A 16664-nucleotide genomic window follows, 5' to 3' on the forward strand; every position below is an offset into this window, starting at 1 on the left:
GCTCCCCTATAGACCTGCCTCCGCCCGAGGCGTCGTGATTATTACGATGCTGGCTGTGAGGGCCTGGATAGCTCAGTTGGTAGAGCAGCGGATTGAAAATCCGCGTGTCGCTGGTTCGATTCCGGCTCCAGGCACCATCTCCTGAAGACACCTATACGGCTTGGAAAATCATTATGAAGTAAGGTTTTCTGGCATTCTTAGTCCAGAGATGTCCTGAATATCCGTAAATCGAAAGATCCAGTGGTATCTTATGCCGGTGAATCCGGTACCCATAATGTCACTTTCAGATGCGCTTATCAGAGCTGCGCAACCTAATCCTGCAAAGAATTACAAAAATCGCCGACGCAGGTGGCTTGTTTCTATTTATAAGCAAGGCAGGCGGCAAGTTTTGGCGTATGGCGCGCCTTAAATAAGTGAGTCTGTTAAGGCGCGGGATTTATAAAATCTGCACTAGTCCTTTCCAGTCGTTCCAGTTCCGCGCCGATCTGCTCGATGGTGAAGGGCTTCTTGAGCAGCCTCGTGCCAGCATCCAGCTTGCCGTTATGGACAATGGCGTCCTGCGCATAGCCCGTCATGAACACGACATTCAGGTCTTTCTGGTGCGTCAGGGCTTCATCCGCCAGTTCCCGGCCGCTGCGTCCGGGCATCAGGACGTCCGTAAGCAGGATATCGATCCGCGTCCCTTCCTCGAAGATATCGAGCGCCTGATCGGCATTTTCAGCGCTTAAGGTGTCATAGCCCAGTTCGGTCAGGGCCTCGCAGACGAAATCCCGCACGCCGGCCTCATCATCGACGACGAGCACGATTTTGTCACGACGCCCGTGTGCCGCACGGACGATGCGGTCGGCCGCCGGGACGTCCGAGGCGTCCATGCATCGTGGAAGATACAATTTCACCGTCGTGCCGCGGCCGACCTCGCTGGACAGGCTGACATGCCCGCCGGATTGCTTGACGAAGCCATGAACCTGGCTGAGGCCCAGGCCGGTGCCCAGTCCCACCGGTTTTGTCGTGAAGAAGGGCTCGAAAACCTGTGACAGGATTTCCGGCGCCATGCCGGTTCCGGTATCGGTGACGGCGACCATGACATAGTCGCCGGGCGTCACATCGTCTCCTGCCTCCGAATCGCTTTGATCAAGCCGGGCATTGGCGCATTCGATCAGCAGTTTGCCGCCTTCAGGCATGGCGTCGCGCGCATTGACGGTAAGGTTGATGATGGCCGTTTCAAACTGGCTGGTATCCACGTTGGCGCGCCACAATCCGGGCGCGCGAAGGGTTTCGATACTGATGGCGTCACCCAGTGTGCGGCGCAGGATATCCGACAGATCCGTGATCGACCGGCCGATATCCGTCGCCTTTGGGTCGAGCGGCTGGCGGCGGGAGAAGGCCAGCAGCCGCTGGGTCAGGGACGCCGCCCGCTTGGCCGCTTCCTGCGAGCCGCTGACAAAGCGCAGCATTTTGGGGTCTGCGTCGGGATAGCGGCGGATGAACAGGTCCAGATTACCAATGATGACGGCGAGCATGTTGTTGAAATCGTGGGCAATGCCGCCCGTCAGGCGGCCCAGCGCTTCCATTTTCTGGCTTTGACGCAGGGCGGCTTCCACGCGTTCACGCTCCTCCATGACCTCACGCAGGCGCCGGTTGCCACGGGCCAAAGCACGGGTGTCAAAGGCCATGATGGTCAGCATCGACAAGCCGGCAACCAGGAGCAGGGCGGCGCCGGCATACCGCGCGAGCCGCAGTCCCAGGGGTTCGCTACGTTGTTTCAGGATGACCGTGCCCAGGACGACGCCCTTTTCCGCCACGGGCACGCGCACCGTAAAGCCATCACTGGCCCGCAGTTCATTGCGGCCATTCAGGAGCGTGATGGTTTCGCCATAATGGGCCACCGGTATGCCCTTGTCATCGAGAACGATCAGGGCCTCGATTTCCGGATTGGCGCGAATGGCCGTCGTGATCTGCGAAACGGTCGCCTGATCGCCGAAAGCCAGGGCGCCTGACAGCGAATCCGCCACAATGCTGGCCTGGACGCGCGCGGCCTGAATGACCTGTCTTTGGTGTAGATCTCTCAGAGTAGAGCCCGGCGCCCACGCTGGCCAGAACCAGTACCGTCAGTCCCAGCGCCACGAAGGCGGTCCGGTGCTGGTCGATAACCTGCATCATCCGGTTGGCAATGCGCTTCATTGCGGACCTCCGGAGGTATCCCTGACCGACACGGCCATGGCGAGCAGTTTCGAGCTGATCTCCAGATGGCTTTCACCCGCCGCTGCCAGATCGACACGGAAGCGGACATGGCCCTGCTGGTTGACAAAGTCGATCATGCCTTGCGCCTGACTGCTTTGCGTGACCGTCAGGACAGGCGCGCCTTTCAGCGCTTTCAGCGCAGAGGCGACGCTTTGATCGCTGGAGCCGCCGAGATAGGCGACTGCGCAGCCAGAGTCCGCACCGATTGCTGGCAGACGCAGGATGCGAAACGGACGGCCGTTGTAACCCTGGCCGGCTATGGCCCTGTCGAGGACATCGCCAAACGGATCAGTCCCTATGATGCAAAGGGTCAGGCTGTCGCCGGGGGAATTGGGCCAGGTGACGAAGGGGGCGAACTTATACAGGTACGTCGCCTTGACTGCTGTTTCCAGTGTCGGCCGCGGGCTGGCCGACGGCCGTGCCGCCTGTCAGCAGCAGGGCGATCGCCGCCGTCAAAAGACTTTGAAGCGTTTTGGGCACGCATCTCATCCTAGAGGCCGTAGCGCAGTCTGACAGAAACGGACCGCGGGACATAACGAACCGGTGTGGTCGAAGGATCGTAAGCCTCAAGATGCTGTTTGTGAAGCAGGTTCAAGCCTTCGAGCGACAGGGCCAGCCGGTCTGTCAGTCGCCAGGTCATAGTCGCATCGGCTTCAGTATAGGCGGGAACCGGCGCGTTATCGACCTTGCCGACCGTGCGTAGGATGACGTTCAGGTCCATGGCCGGGGATATGGCCCATTGCGAGCCGATCTGCGCCTGATAGGCGGGGTCCTCGCCCTGGACAGCCAGGCCTGTCAGGTCATTGAAGCCCGGCTTGAGCCGGAAGTTCTTGTGCAGCAGATTGAAACCGGCGCTGAGCCGCCAGCCGGGCATGACCTCATACTTGCCCCATCCCTCGATCCCGTAGGTCTCGCCTTCGCCGCCATTTTCCAGGATAAGTGGAAATATGGTAGCTGGATAGGTATCAGTACGCAGGTCGTCATACTGATTGTAAAACGACGAAAGCGAGACCGACAGCCGGTCCATCGGCTGGGCGCGCCAGCCAAGTTCCCAGGCCGTGACTTTTTCGGAGGAAAAGTCCGGGGAGGGCTGCAGGAAAACCGGATGGGTCAGTTCCCGCTCGATGCGGTTCGGTGTCCGGGCCGCGCGGGATACTGCGCCCCAGATCAGGGATCCGTCACGGCGTTGCCAGGCCAGCCTCACATTCGGCAGCCATTCGGTGCCGGAATAGCTGTTATATTCCGCCTTCAGGCCCATGGTCAGCGTCAGGTCGGGGCGCAGCGCTATCTCATCCTGGGCAAAGAGAGACCCCAGCGAAATGGTCGTTTTCGGGTCCAAAAATTTGAAATCATTGAATGATTCAAAATTTTCCCACCAGTAGCGGAATTCACCACCCCAGATGATATTGTGATGCGGGCCGGCGCGGAAATTATGCTGGGCCGAGACGACAATACTGTCGCGGCTTTCGTAAAGCATGGCCTCATCGCGCACATCGCGGCTGATCACTGCATTGACAGCCACGCCGCCGTCGCTCAGATCGTGGCTCCAGGTCAGGCGGCCCATTGTGCCCTTGAAGGTGGCCTTAATACCCGTAACCTGATTGTTGTAGGTCATCAGGGCGGTAGTCAGTTTGTCCTTTTCCCAGTCGCCGGTCAGGCTCAGCGATCCGAAGGCGCCGTGGAAGGCGTCGTCGGTCGTGTCGTTCGGGTCAAACGGTTTCGTACGGTCGATGTCAAAGCTGTCGGCCAGGACTTTGAAGCCGATATGGTCGGAAAGCCTGCCGCCGTATCGCAGGCTCGCGGCGCGCTGGAAGCTGCCGGCCGAGACATCGGTGTAAAACCCCTGTGTCTGTGCGCCCGGCTTCGTAATGACGTTGACCACGCCATTGACGGCATTGGCGCCCCACATGGTGCCGCCGGGACCGGCTATGACCTCGATACGGTCGATATTGCCCAGGTTGACGTCAATCTGCTGCCACAGATTGCCGCCGCCGATCGGTTCGTAGACGCTGCGGCCATTGATCATGACCAGGAGTTTGTTGGCGGTTTCCGGGGAATTGAAACCGCGGGCCGTAACCGTCCAGCTATAGGCATTAAGTCGCGCCACTTCCAGGTTTGGCGCCAGGCGCAGGGCCTCGGGCAGGCTGATGGCACCCGATCGCCGGATATCGTCGGCGGTGATGATGAAAATGGAGGCCGCGACCGATCCCAGAGCCTGGGGATGTTTAGCCGCTGACGTAATCTGGATATTCGCCAGTTCGTCGATCGACAGCCGCTGGAGATCTTCAACAGACGGACTGGTGCCAAGGTCGAATGGCTGGGCAACGGCCCCGTTTGTCGCGCCACCGATTAAAAGCGCCGCGCATACCATTACAACGCGCCCATTCATGACAGATTGCCCTGATTTCACAACATGCCCCGATTTCGACTTTCTGCGTTCGATCGGTATGTAAGAGGGCAATTAAAGTAAGGATTCGATAGGTTTGGCGTTATTTGCGCATAATCTGCGGATATTGCAGCGGGTCTGAACGACGGATTTGTCAGATGAAAACCAGGCGAATTTCTATGCCCGCCGCAGGGTTTCAGCCGGCGGGTGCGTATAGGATTTACGTCCACACCGCTTCCTGGCCATGCCGCGCAACAGCTCCTTCATATACCTGATCACGGTCATCGGCCTGCTGGCCGGTTTTGCCGTCCTGGCCGTGCTTTTCGGCTATATCAGCGTCGATTCCTGGTATTATATGCTGCTGGCTGAAGCACTGCGGCATGGCCAGGGATGCAGTCTGCACGGCGAATACAGCGCCGTCTATCCGTGTGGTTATCCGGCACTCCTGGCCCTGACCGCGCCCGTCGCCACCCCGGCCGAGATGATGATCAGCAGCAAGGTCACCAACCTGTTCCTGCTCGCGGCCAGTTTCTGGTTTATCCTGAAAGCCGCGCGCCACGTCTTCATGGCGGCACTGGTCGTGCTCAATCCGGTGACCCTGATCATCGGCATGTATACCTGGTCGGAAAACCTGTGGCTTTTCTGCTTTTGCGGGGTGGTCTTCACCCTGTCCTGGATCCATGCCGATCCACGCAAATGGGGGCCTTACCTCCTGCTGACAGGTTTCCTGATCCTTGGTTGTTCAGCGCGTTATATTTTTGGGCCGTTTGCCTTCCTGCTGTTCCTGTGCGTCTGGCCGGCATTCGGTCGGCAGTTGGCGCTTAAGGTATTTCCCGCTTTCTGCATCGCCGGCCTGGTGTTCATCGTCTGGCAGGTTTTCAACCACGAACTGACCGGCTTTGCGACCGGTATGCCGCGTGTGCCGGCACCAGAAGCCCCTTTGCTGCTGGTGCGGCAATTCCTGATCGCGCTCGGTGGCAACGGACTGGGCGTAGCGATTGCAGCCCTTTTGCTGACGGGTATTTCCGTCCGCCAGCTTTCGCGTGTGCGGGACGGCGAGGGCGCACGGCCGGAGGCGCTGTTCATTGCCCTGGCGGGTCTTTGCTTTCTGGCCCTGGCCTTTACTTTACGTCTGCGCACCCAGTTTGATCCCTATAACACGCGCACCATCGGTTACGGCATTGTGCTGGTCGTGGCCGGTCTGGTCGGGCTGTTGGTCCACATCCGCAAACAGGCCGGCATGGCCAGGCCGGTCATCCTGTGGCCAGTTCTGGCCATGTGCGCCGCCGCCCTGTTTTCGCTGGCCTATGCCGATGACGGCGCGCTGATCCAGTCGATCGCTGATTCCTTCGATGACTTCCAGTTTCCGGCTACCTCTCTGGCGACGCTGAAAAGCGCCGGGCCGCCGGCCGATACGGTCGTTTATTTTCAACTGCCCGTGCCGGGGATGGACTCCGCCAATGTCGATAATATCGGCGAGATCTATTACGGCAGGGACACGACCCTGTTGACGCCGACGCAAGGCGAGGACGGTTTGCCTGAAGCTCCCGCCGCCTTGCTGCATCAATTGGACGGCCTGGCGGATCAGCGCTGCTATTTCGATTTCACACCCTTCGCCACGGCAGCGGACTTCCAGACCTATCTCGCCGGTTCCACGCTGATCGACCGGCGGTTGGTAAAGGGATCCTGGCATGCCGTCGAACGTCCCAATCTCGAACCGCATATGCGGGCCTGGCTCGCGGCTGTTTTCCAGCCGGGTCGCCTGGTGCCCTGCCGCGCCATACTTGACCGGCCGGAAAGCCGGCAAATCCTCTCACTGCCTCCTGCCGGATAAGTTCATGCCTGTGCAAAAGCCGATTTTTTACGATCCCACAGGGCGCCGCAAGAAGGTGTCCTTCCTGGGGGTGGTCAGTCTGATCGTCATGGCGGTGATCCTGTTCGTCGGCCTGGTGGCGTCGATCCTGATGGTGCCGGTGCCGAAAGGGCTCGACCTGCATATGGAATATCCAAAGCCCTCGGCATCGAGGATGGTGCTGAATCGCGCCGCGCCGCGCCACAGGCCGCTCAGTGTGCGCGGCGGAGCCGCCAGGGTGCAGCAGACGCTTGCCGGTTTCTATGTCACGGGGGACGATGCCTCACTGGTTTCCCTGCAAAAACACGTTAACAATCTCGACATGGTCATTCCCGGCCTGGCCTATGTCGGCGGCATGGATAACCGGTTCATTTACCTGGCCGACGACCAGTTTACCCAGACGATCCAGAATGCCCAGCACCGTCCGTCCGTGCTGATCATGGTGCAGAATATCACCGGCGGCCAGTGGCAGGGCGCCAATACGGCGCGGCTGCTGGCCAATCCGGCGGCGCGCCTGAAACTGATCGGCCAGATGCTCGATATGGTCAGCCGCGAAAAGGCCCAGGGCGTGGTGCTCGATTTCGAGACGCTGCCAGACCCCTCCCTGCGCAATTACCTGACCTTTGTCAGGCAGGCCCATGCCGCATTTGCGACGAAGGGCTACCTGCTGACCCTGACGGCGCCGGTCGATAATCCCGTCTGGAACCTGAAGGCTTTTTCCGGCGCCGCCGACAAGCTGTTTCTGATGATTTACGACCAGCATTCCATGGTCGATCCGGCCGGCGCCATCGCCGCGCAGGGCTGGTTCAATGATCGCCTGAACCAGGCGCTGAAAAGCGTGCCGACGGACAAGGCCATCGTCTGCATCGGCAATTATGGCTACGACTGGTACAAACAGCCCAATGGCCAGTTGAAGGCCGATCCCACGACCGTGGCCGAAGCCTGGCGTATCGCCCGCGAATCGGATGCGCCCATCCAGTTCGACCCGGCAACAGGCAATGCCTATTTCTTTTATGATGAGGAAGGTCTGCACCACGAGGTCTGGCTGCTGGATGGCGTCAGCGCATGGAACCAGTTACTTACCATCGCCGATTCCAATGTTTCCGGCGTCGGCCTGTGGCGGCTCGGTTCGGAAGACCCGGCCATCTGGCAGGCTTTCAGCACCTACCAGACCAATGCCCTGCCTGACCTCAACAGGCTGACCGCCCTGGGCGACAACCAGGTCTATGGCAATGGCGAGGTGGTCCATATCGAGGATACGCCCCAGACTGGTCGCCGTATCGTTACCTATGACAAGGCGCGCGTGGCGCAGAACGAAACCTACCAGTCATTGCCGACGCCGTTCGTGGTCCGCCGCACCGGTTACAAGCCCGGTCGGCTGGCCCTGACCTTCGACGATGGCCCGGACGGCAACTGGACGCCGCAGATCCTGAAAATCCTGGAGGAGGAGAAGGTGCCGGCCACCTTTTTCGTCATCGGGGAAAAGGCGATTGCCCATCCGGCCCTGCTGCGCCAGATGGTGCGCGATGGCGACGATATCGGCAATCACTCCTACACACATCCGGACATGTCGAAGATTCCTGACTGGCAGATCCGCTTTGAGCTGAACTCGACCCAGCGCGTAGTCGAAGCCTATACCGGCCGCTCGATGCGGCTGCTGCGCGCGCCTTACTTTGGTGATGCCGAGCCGACGACCAATGACGAACTGGTGCCGGCCCTGGTGGCGCAGAAACTGGGCTATACCGATATCGGCCTGCACGTCGATTCCGAAGACTGGACGAAGCCGGGCGTGGATAAGATTATCCAGAACGCCCTGGATGGCGTACATGACGGTGTGGCCAGCGAGCAATCGGCCACCTGCAAGACCTCGCCGGATGATTGCCGCTCCGGCCAGATCATCCTGATGCACGATTCCGGCGGCGAACGCAGCCAGACCCTCAAGGCCCTGCCGGTCATTATCCGCAAACTGAAGGCGGAAGGCTACCAGTTCGTCCCGGTTGGCGACCTTGTCGGCCTGTCGCGCGATCAGGTCATGCCGCAACTGAGTGGTCAGGATCTGCTGGAAGTACGCTTTGATGTTGGCATCTTCATGTTCATGGCGTGGATGGCAGCGGCGCTGAAATGGCTGTTCATCATTGCCATTGTGCTGGGAATCGGCCGCGCGCTGATTCTGTCTGGCCTGGCCATCTATGCCGAGTTCAACAACCACATGCAGCCGCCGGGTGATGACAAGCCGGAAGAGGCGGGGGCGGTGGCCGCCTTCGTCAATAACAGTTTCGTCAGTGTGCTGATCCCGGCCTATAATGAGGCGCGGGTGATCGAAAATTCATTACGGCGTGTGCTGGCCAGTGTCGGGGTGGCCCTGGAGGTTATCGTCGTCGACGATGGCTCGAAGGATGAAACCAGCGCCATTGTGAGCCAGGCTTTCGCGGATGACGCGAGGGTCCGCCTGATCACCCAGGCCAATGCCGGCAAGGCCAATGCGGTCAATAACGGCATTGCCGCCTCCAGGGGTGACATCATCATCGCGCTGGATGCCGATACCCAGTTCGAGCCGGAAACCATAGCGCGGCTGGTCCGCTGGTTCCTGAAACCGGAAATCGGTGCCGTGGCCGGCAATGCCAAGGTTGGCAATCGTTTCAACTGGGTGACGAAGTGGCAGGCGGTGGAATATGTCACCTCGCAGAACCTCGAACGCAGCGCGCTGGCCATGTTCGGCGCCATGATGGTAGTGCCCGGCGCTGTCGGGGCGTGGCGGCGCTCTGCGTTAGCGGAAGTCGGCAACTATCCGCACAATACCCTGGCCGAGGACCAGGACCTGACCATCGCCATCCAGCGCAAAGGCTGGCAGGTGGCTTATGATCAGGACGCCGTGGCCTGGACCGAGGCGCCGGAAAGCTTCGGTGCCCTGATGAAGCAGCGCTTCCGCTGGGCCTTCGGCACCCTGCAATGCCTGTGGAAGCACCGTGGCATTTACCGGACGGGCCAGCCAAGAGGCCTGGCCTGGATCGGTCTGCCACAGGCCTGGCTGTTCCAGATCGTCTTCTCGGTGGTATCGCCGCTGATCGACTTCGCCCTGGTCGTCAATATCGTCGCCACGATCGTGCAGGTGTCGCAGCACGGCTGGGCGCAGACCAGCGGCGATCTTTGGCGAATGCTTGCCTACTGGCTGACTTTCCTGGCCATCGATGCGCTCTGCGGCGGTATCGCCTACTGGCTGGAACCGCGCGAAAAACGCTATCCCGTCTTATGGCTGTTGTCGCAGCGCTTCGTCTATCGGCAGATCATGTACTATGTCGTGCTCAAGGCGCTGATGTCGGCCGGGCGTGGCTTGTATGTCGGCTGGGGCAAGCTGGAACGCAGCGGGCGGCTGGATGCGGCGGCGGGCATTAACTCCCGCCGCGCTTGATCCAGTCATCGACCTGCTGGGACAGGATATCGAGCGGCAGGGGGCCATTCTTCAGGATCTTGTCGTGGAAGTCGCGCAGGTCGAATTTCGGACCCAGCGCGGCTTCGGCTTTCGCGCGCAATTGCCGGATACGGATCTCGCCGATCTTGTAGCCCAGGGCCTGGCCGGGCCAGCCGATATAGCGGTCGACCTCATTCTGGATAGACCGGTCGCTCATGCCGGTATTGTCACGCAGGCAGGCGACGGCCTGCTCGCGGCTCCAGCCTTTGACGTGCATACCGGTATCAATGATCAGCCGGCAGGCACGCCACATCTCCAGCGACAGGCGGCCGAAGTCCTCATAGGGCGTGCGGTACATGCCCATTTCGACGCCGAGATGTTCGCTGTAAAGCGCCCAGCCTTCGACAAAAGCATTGATATCGTCGCGGCGGCGGAATTTCGGCAGGGAATCGTTTTCCTGCGCCAAAGCAATCTGGAGGTGATGGCCGGGCACGCCTTCGTGCATCGCCCAGGCGGTCAGGCCGGATGTCGGGCTCTGGTCGAGGTGGTCGGTATTGATGATTACCGTGCCGGGCACGCCTTGCGTCAAGCTGCCCGGATTATAGCCGGAGGACGAGCTTTTGAGTTGCGGATCGACCTCGTGGACGGTCAGGGGCAGGCGCGGCAGATTGTGGAAATAGAGCGGCAGCAGGCCCTGAACGCGGATCAGCACGCCACTGACCTTGTTGTAATAGTCCTCTGGATCGCGGGCACGGAACTGCGGATCGGTCAGCAGGAAGGTCTGGAATTCGGCGAAGCTGCCCTTAAAGCCACTGACCTTGATATCGGCATCCATCTCGGCCCGGATACGCTTGACCTCGCTGAGGCCCAGTTGGTGAATGGCCTCCGGCGTCATGTCGGTCGAGGCGTTGCGGTGGATCAGGTACTGGTAATAGGCCTTGCCATCGGGCACGTCGCCGATGGCGATACTTTCGGGCGCCTTGGGCACATAATCAGTTTTGAAGAAGGTAACGAGCGCGTCTTCCGCCGGCCGAACCTGGGCGGCGATAACCTGGGTGCCTTCGGAGACCAGTTTCGCACGGACATCGGCCGGAATGCTGTCCGGCAGGTTTTTCAGCGGGTTAAGCAAGCTGTGGTCAGCCACGGCTTGCGCGGCGTGACGCTCCATCACAACCAGCGCCTTGCTGGCTACCAATTTTGGTCGCATGAAGCCGGTCTGGATGCCGCGCTGCATGTTTTCCGTCTCGGTGGCATAGAAGGCGGGCAGGGCCTTGAGCTTGGCGATCCAGGCACGAGCTTCCGCTTCGGTGCGCAGGACGACGCCAGCGGCGGCATAGTCGGGTATGGTGTAGAAACCATCACCCGTATTGAAGGGCAGGCGGGCCTCATCAAAATAAAGACCGTCGAGTTCCAGTTCCAGCCGGTCCTTGATCAGGGCCTGGTTAAGCGCCTGGTCGGGGCATAGGCTCGCCGGTGCGATGGCTTTCAGGCGGGCCATCTGGCTTTTCAGCGCCTTGCCATAGGCCGACAAGGCCGCGGTGCTGTCATCCGGCCATTGCGAAAGCGCCGCGAGATTGCCGTTGCTGCTTTCACGCAGAGGATCACGCGAGGCCGACAAGGCCTCGAAATCGGCAACGAGGCTGGTCATGGCCTTGTCCGGTGGACTGGCGCAGGTTGCGGCCGTTGCCGGTGTGGCCGCCTGGGCAATGCCGCCGGTCAGCAGGAGGGCGGCCAGGGTGAGGGTAGCGCTGTAACGGATCATGCGAAAATTCCTATTGATCGGCGTAAGGGCCTTTGCCGCCATCGGCGATGAAACGGTCAATACGGGCTTCGAGGACAGGCAGTGGCACGGACCCCAGTTGCAGCACGGCATCGTGGAACTGGCGGATATCGAACTTGTCACCCAGCGCCGCCTCGGCCTTGTGACGGGCCTTCCAGATGGTCATTTCACCGATATAGTAGGAGAGGGCCTGGCCCGGTGTATTGATATAGCGGTCGGTCTCGGTGGTGATTTCGTGTTCGGAAAGGGCGGTATTATCGCGCAGGAAAGCCAGGGCCTGATCTCGCGTCCAGCCCTTGGCGTGCATACCGGTATCGACCACAAGGCGGCAGGCGCGCCACATCTGGTAGGTCAGCATGCCGAACTTTTCATAGGGCGTATGGTACATGCCCATCTCGACGCCGAGACGCTCAGCATAAAGCGCCCAGCCCTCGCCATAGGCCGAGATATAGGTCGACTGGCGAAAGTCCGGCAGGTCCTTGTTCTCCAGCGCCAGCGGCATCTGCCAGGCATGGCCGGGCGCGCCTTCGTGCAGCACCAGAGAGGGCAGGGTGTAGAGCGGGCGCGACGGCAGGTTATAGGTATTGAGGATCAGCACACCCGGCCCACCATTGCCGCCGGTATTGAAGGGGGCGATGGCGTCGGGTGTTGGGACAACGGCAAAACGCATCCGCGGCATCCGGCCGAAATACTGCGCCGCCTTGCCGTCAAATTCCTTTGAAATCCAGGCGCCCCTATTGAGAAATCCCTGTGGTGTCGTGGCGTAGAACTGCGGATCGGTGCGCAGGAAATCGTTGAACTGCTGGAGCGTTCCTTTGAAACCAACCTCGTCCATGACCGCCTGCATTTCCACCTTGATCTTGGCCACCTCATCGAGGCCGATCTGATGGATCTGGTCGGGCGTCAAATCGAGGGTAACATATTCACGGATCAGCGACTGATAATAGGCCCGGCCATCGGGCAGGTCATAGGCGGCGATGGTCTTGCGCGCGCCGGGAATATAGTCATTGCGCAGGAAGGTCAGCAGGGTCTTGTGGGCGGGAATGACGCTGTTGGCTATTGCCTCGGCACCGAGCTTTTTCAGTTCAGCCTGTTTCTCGGCCGGGATCGAGGCTGGCATGTCGAGGAAAGGGGTGTAGAAGACGGTCTGTTCCGGCGTCTTGTTCTCGAAAGTGATGGCCACCGAAGACTCACGGCCCTGCAGCGACACCTGAGAGGGCGTGAAACCGCGTTTCAGGCCGGCGCGCAGATTGTCGATATTCTGGCCGAAATAACGCGGCACGTCATTGAGATAGGCAATATAGTTGCGGTAGTCCTGCTCGGTACGCATCGGCTTGCGCGCGGCGTAGCTCAGGCCGTTCCAGAAGCCGAAACTCATTTCATAGCCGCGAAACCTTTGCCGTGAGGCCAGGGTCTCGATCTGGTTACGATAGACCGTGTAATTGACCTGCTGGTCGGGCGAGAGGGATTTCGGATCGATCTTGTCGAGTTGCGCCAGGGTATCGGTCCAGCGCGCCAGCTTGGCCTGCTGCGCGGCTTTCGAGACATCCGGAAAATGCGAACGGATACCGTCTTCGCCACTGTCGTCGTCATTATCGCCCGTCAGGGCCTTGCGCCATTTCCACTCTGTCTGCCAGAGTGTCTCGAAAGCGGCATCATTGGAAGACGCCATGGCCGGCGGAGCGGCGAAGGCCGGCATGACCGGCAGCAAGCCCATTACGCCAGACAGGATTGTGCCTAGCATGGCCGCTTTCATCAAATGCCGCATACTACCGTCTCCCTCACAATATAAGGCTTCACGGTATACGGTATAATTTATTTTGACAATCCCACCTGTCAGGGCTTAATCACGATAGCGGTAACAGGCCGGATAGATTCATCGTGACGACGGACATAATATTTGTTCTGATAACGCCATGATCCTATTGCATGACCACTTTGTACATTGTATACGATATAATGTTTAATGCGAAAACTCGTGGAGTAATGAGATGACAATCGATTGGCGGGGTGTTTTTCCGGCCGTAACGACGCAATTCAAAGAAGACCTCTCAATCGATTATGCCGATACGCAACGCGTCGTCGATGATCTGATCCGGGATGGCGTCACCGGGATCATCGCCATGGGCACCTGCGGCGAGAACAACTCGCTCACCGCCGAAGAAAAGCGTCTACTGCTCAAGGCCATTGTCGAGGTTGTCGCCGGTCGCGTGCCGGTGGTCACCGGCGTTTCCGAACTGACCACGCCGCTGGCCATTTCATGGGTCAAGGACGCCGAGAGACTCGGCGCCAATGGCCTGATGCTGCTGCCGGCCATGGTCTATGTCCCCAAGACTGCCGAACTGGTCGAGCACTTTACCCAGGTCGCCAATGCCACGACATTGCCGATCATGCTCTATAACAACCCGACGGCCTACCGTGTCGCCATCACCAACGAAGCCCTTGAAGCGCTCCGTCCGGTGAAGAACATCGTCGCCGTGAAGGAATCGACCGCCGACACCCGCCGCTTCACTGACATGATCAATGCCTTCGGCGATCGTTATGTCGTCTTCGCCGGTCTCGACGATGTGGCCTTCGAAGGTCTGCTGCTGGGCGCGCAAGGCTGGGTCTCCGGCCTGACCTCGGCCTTCCCGCATGAATCCGTCATGCTGGTCAAGGCGCTGGAAGCTGGCGATATCGCCACCGCCCGCGAAATCTACCGCTGGTTCCTGCCGCTTCTGCACCTCGATGCCGAACACGATCTCGTTCAGTCGATCAAGCTGGCCGAACAGATCATGGGCCGTGGTTCGGAACGCGTGCGTATGCCGCGTATGCCGCTGACCGGCGCCCGCCGCGCCGAGGTCACCGCCATGGTCGAAAAGGCCGCCGCAACGCGTCCGTCTTTGAAAATTACCAAAGCCGCCTAAGCTAAAGACCATTTGCGTCCTGAGGGCGGTTCGCGGTAACGCGGGCCGCCCTGAATTGTCTGGAGAGACTCTTGCGCCACACGTTTTTCTGTATCGATGGCCATACGGCCGGTAATCCTGTCCGTCTTGTCGCCGGTGGTGCGCCGCTGCTGAAGGGTGCCAACATGTCCGAGCGACGCCAGGACTTCCTGGAGCGGTTCGACTGGATTCGCACCGGCCTGTGTTTCGAACCGCGTGGCCACGACATGATGTCCGGCGGTTTCCTGTATCCGCCGACTCAAGCCGATACCGACGCCGGTATCCTGTTCATCGAGACCTCCGGCTGCCTGCCGATGTGCGGCCACGGCACCATCGGCATGGTGACCTTCGCGCTGGAAAACGGTCTGGTGACGCCGCGCACGCCGGGCAAGCTGAAGCTGGAAGTGCCCGCCGGCGTGATCAATATCGATTACACGACGAGCGGCAATAAGGTGACCTCGGTGAAGATCACCAATGTGCCGGCCTATCTGGCCCAGACCGGCATCGAAATCGATGTACCCGACTTCGGCAGGCTGACGCTCGACGTCTCCTACGGCGGCAACTATTACGCCATTATCGAACCGACCGCCGACGGCCCCTATACCGGTCTGGATGATCTGGGCGCCGCCCGCATCATTGAACTCAGCCGTGTCATCCGCCAACTGGTGCGCGAAAAGTACGAGCCGGTTCATCCGGTCGATCCGACCATCCGCGGCGTCAGCCATGTCCTGTGGGCCGACAAGCCTAAGAGTGAAAATGCCGATGGCCGCAATGCCGTCTTCTATGGCGAACGCGCCATCGACCGTTCGCCCTGCGGCACAGGTACCTCGGCGCGTCTGGCGCACCTGCACGCCCAGGGCAGGCTGAATAAGGGCGACCGCTTCGTCCACGAAAGCTATATCTGCAGTCAGTTCATCGGCCGCGTCGAAGACGAGGTCATGCTGGGCGACCAGAAGGCTATCATTCCGTCTATCGAAGGTTCGGCCATCTCGACCGGCTTCAATAACATCTGGATCGACCGCGAAGACACATTCTGGGCGGGCTTCCAGGTCGTTTAATCCAGCAAGGCCAGAATGTCCTTGTAAAGCGGCTCAGGGATGCTGACCGTGTTAGATGCCTCGCTGCGGGCGCGGGCTTCGTAGCGGCGCTGCGAGGGCAGGCGCGCGCCCTGGTCGACAATCGCCTCGAACAGCTTTTCGGCGCGTTGGCTGTGCAGATCCGCCGACGGTCCCATGAAGACCTGCGGGTCGATGGCGATGACCAGTTCGCCGTGATAGGGCGTGGCGCCGGCGCCCTTGTCGAAAGCCTGCGATTCCAGGCTCAACAGGTCACCGATCAGCGGGCCGGCCATCAGTTCGATCATGGCGGAAAGGGCTGACCCCTTGTGGCCGCCGAAGGTCAGCATAGCGCCGGCCATGGCTTCGGTCGGGTCGGTGGTGGGGTGGCCTTCGGTATCGACCGCCCAGCCTTCAGGAATCGGCTTGCCGGCGCGGCGGTGCAGCTCGATCTCGCCGCGCGCAGCTGCACTGGTGGCGAAATCGAAAACGAACGGATTTTGGCCCGGACGTGGCCAGGCAAAGGCCAGCGGATTGGTGCCAAAGACCCCCTGGTGCCACCGAAAGGCGCAACCCATGAATGGCTCGGCGTCAGGGCAAGCCCGACCAGCCCAAGGGCGGCGATGGCTTCGACTTCCGGCCACAGGGCCGAGAAGTGGTAGCAATGATTGATCGCCAGCGCCGCTATGCCCTGCTTGCGCGCCTTTTCCGCCAATACCGGCAGGCCCGTTTCAAACGAAAGCAGCGAATAGGCACCTCTGGCATCGACGCGCACTAATCCGGGGGCGGCGTCATGCATTTCCGGCAAGGCGTCGGGCGACACCTTGCCGCCTTTCAGCGTATGGGTGCAGACCAGCAGGCGGTAGAGGCCGTGCGAATGGCATTCGTCACGCTGGCCCTTCCAGATATTGCGGGCGATGGCACCGGCATGTTCGGGCGAGAAGCCGTTCTTTTCCAGGACGTTGAGGCTTAAGGCCAGGGCCTCGTCCAGCGACAGGGTCTGGTCAGTCATAGTCG

The 16664-nt window shown here is 60.4% G+C and carries 10 protein-coding genes, 1 tRNA gene and 1 pseudogene; 5 read left to right on the forward strand and 7 right to left on the reverse strand.

The window, feature by feature from the left end; all coding sequences use genetic code 11:
• The first annotated feature begins 61 nt into the window (after positions 1-61).
• Positions 62-137, forward strand: a tRNA-Phe gene (locus tag NVV72_13435).
• Between the two features lie 285 nt (positions 138-422).
• Here the strand turns inward: NVV72_13435 and NVV72_13440 are convergent.
• The 4 genes from NVV72_13440 to NVV72_13455 all read right to left on the reverse strand — a co-directional run bounded on the left by NVV72_13440 (position 423) and on the right by NVV72_13455 (position 4630).
• Complete coding sequence (locus NVV72_13440; GenBank protein ID MCR6660283.1) at positions 423-2042, reverse strand: ATP-binding protein; 1620 nt, start codon at positions 2040-2042, stop codon at positions 423-425.
• Between the two features lie 135 nt (positions 2043-2177).
• Positions 2178-2606 (reverse strand): YfiR family protein, encoded by a 429-nt coding sequence (locus NVV72_13445; GenBank protein ID MCR6660284.1) that lies wholly within the window; start codon positions 2604-2606, stop codon positions 2178-2180.
• Positions 2599-2721: a hypothetical protein gene (locus NVV72_13450; protein ID MCR6660285.1), complete on the reverse strand. Its 123-nt coding sequence runs from the start codon at positions 2719-2721 to the stop codon at positions 2599-2601. The genes NVV72_13445 and NVV72_13450 overlap by 8 nt, the downstream gene beginning before the upstream one ends.
• 10 nt (positions 2722-2731) lie before the next feature.
• A complete protein-coding gene (locus tag NVV72_13455; GenBank protein MCR6660286.1) occupies positions 2732-4630 on the reverse strand; it encodes a TonB-dependent receptor in 1899 nt (632 codons plus the stop codon).
• 241 nt (positions 4631-4871) lie between these two features.
• On the opposite strand from NVV72_13455, the gene NVV72_13460 reads away from it, so the two are divergent.
• Together NVV72_13460 and NVV72_13465 are read left to right on the forward strand one after the other, a co-directional pair.
• Complete coding sequence (locus NVV72_13460; protein ID MCR6660287.1) at positions 4872-6461, forward strand: hypothetical protein; 1590 nt, start codon at positions 4872-4874, stop codon at positions 6459-6461.
• Positions 6462-6465: 4 nt separating this feature from the next.
• The gene (locus tag NVV72_13465; GenBank protein MCR6660288.1) at positions 6466-9888 is read left to right on the forward strand and encodes a glycosyltransferase; all 3423 of its coding nucleotides are present in this window, start codon (positions 6466-6468) and stop codon (positions 9886-9888) included.
• On the opposite strand, the gene NVV72_13470 is transcribed toward NVV72_13465, so the two are convergent.
• On the reverse strand, positions 9869-11650 hold the full coding sequence (locus NVV72_13470; GenBank protein MCR6660289.1) for a DUF885 family protein: 1782 nt from the start codon (positions 11648-11650) through the stop codon (positions 9869-9871). The two genes, NVV72_13465 and NVV72_13470, sit on opposite strands and share 20 nt — an antisense overlap.
• Before the next feature lie 10 nt (positions 11651-11660).
• Complete coding sequence (locus NVV72_13475; protein ID MCR6660290.1) at positions 11661-13436, reverse strand: DUF885 family protein; 1776 nt, start codon at positions 13434-13436, stop codon at positions 11661-11663.
• Positions 13437-13659: 223 nt separating this feature from the next.
• Here NVV72_13475 and NVV72_13480 point away from each other — a divergent pair, with 223 nt between their 5' ends.
• Both NVV72_13480 and NVV72_13485 read left to right on the forward strand, forming a co-directional pair.
• The gene (locus NVV72_13480) at positions 13660-14574 is read left to right on the forward strand and encodes a dihydrodipicolinate synthase family protein (GenBank protein MCR6660291.1); all 915 of its coding nucleotides are present in this window, start codon (positions 13660-13662) and stop codon (positions 14572-14574) included.
• A 71-nt stretch (positions 14575-14645) separates the two neighbouring features.
• A complete protein-coding gene (locus NVV72_13485; protein ID MCR6660292.1) occupies positions 14646-15650 on the forward strand; it encodes a 4-hydroxyproline epimerase in 1005 nt (334 codons plus the stop codon).
• Here the strand turns inward: NVV72_13485 and NVV72_13490 are convergent.
• Positions 15647-16659 (reverse strand): annotated as a pseudogene (locus tag NVV72_13490) (Ldh family oxidoreductase). The gene NVV72_13485 and the pseudogene NVV72_13490 sit on opposite strands and share 4 nt — an antisense overlap.
• Positions 16660-16664: the final 5 nt, after the last annotated feature.

Source organism: Asticcacaulis sp. (assembly GCA_024707255.1).
Classification (GTDB): Bacteria; Pseudomonadota; Alphaproteobacteria; order Caulobacterales; family Caulobacteraceae; genus Asticcacaulis.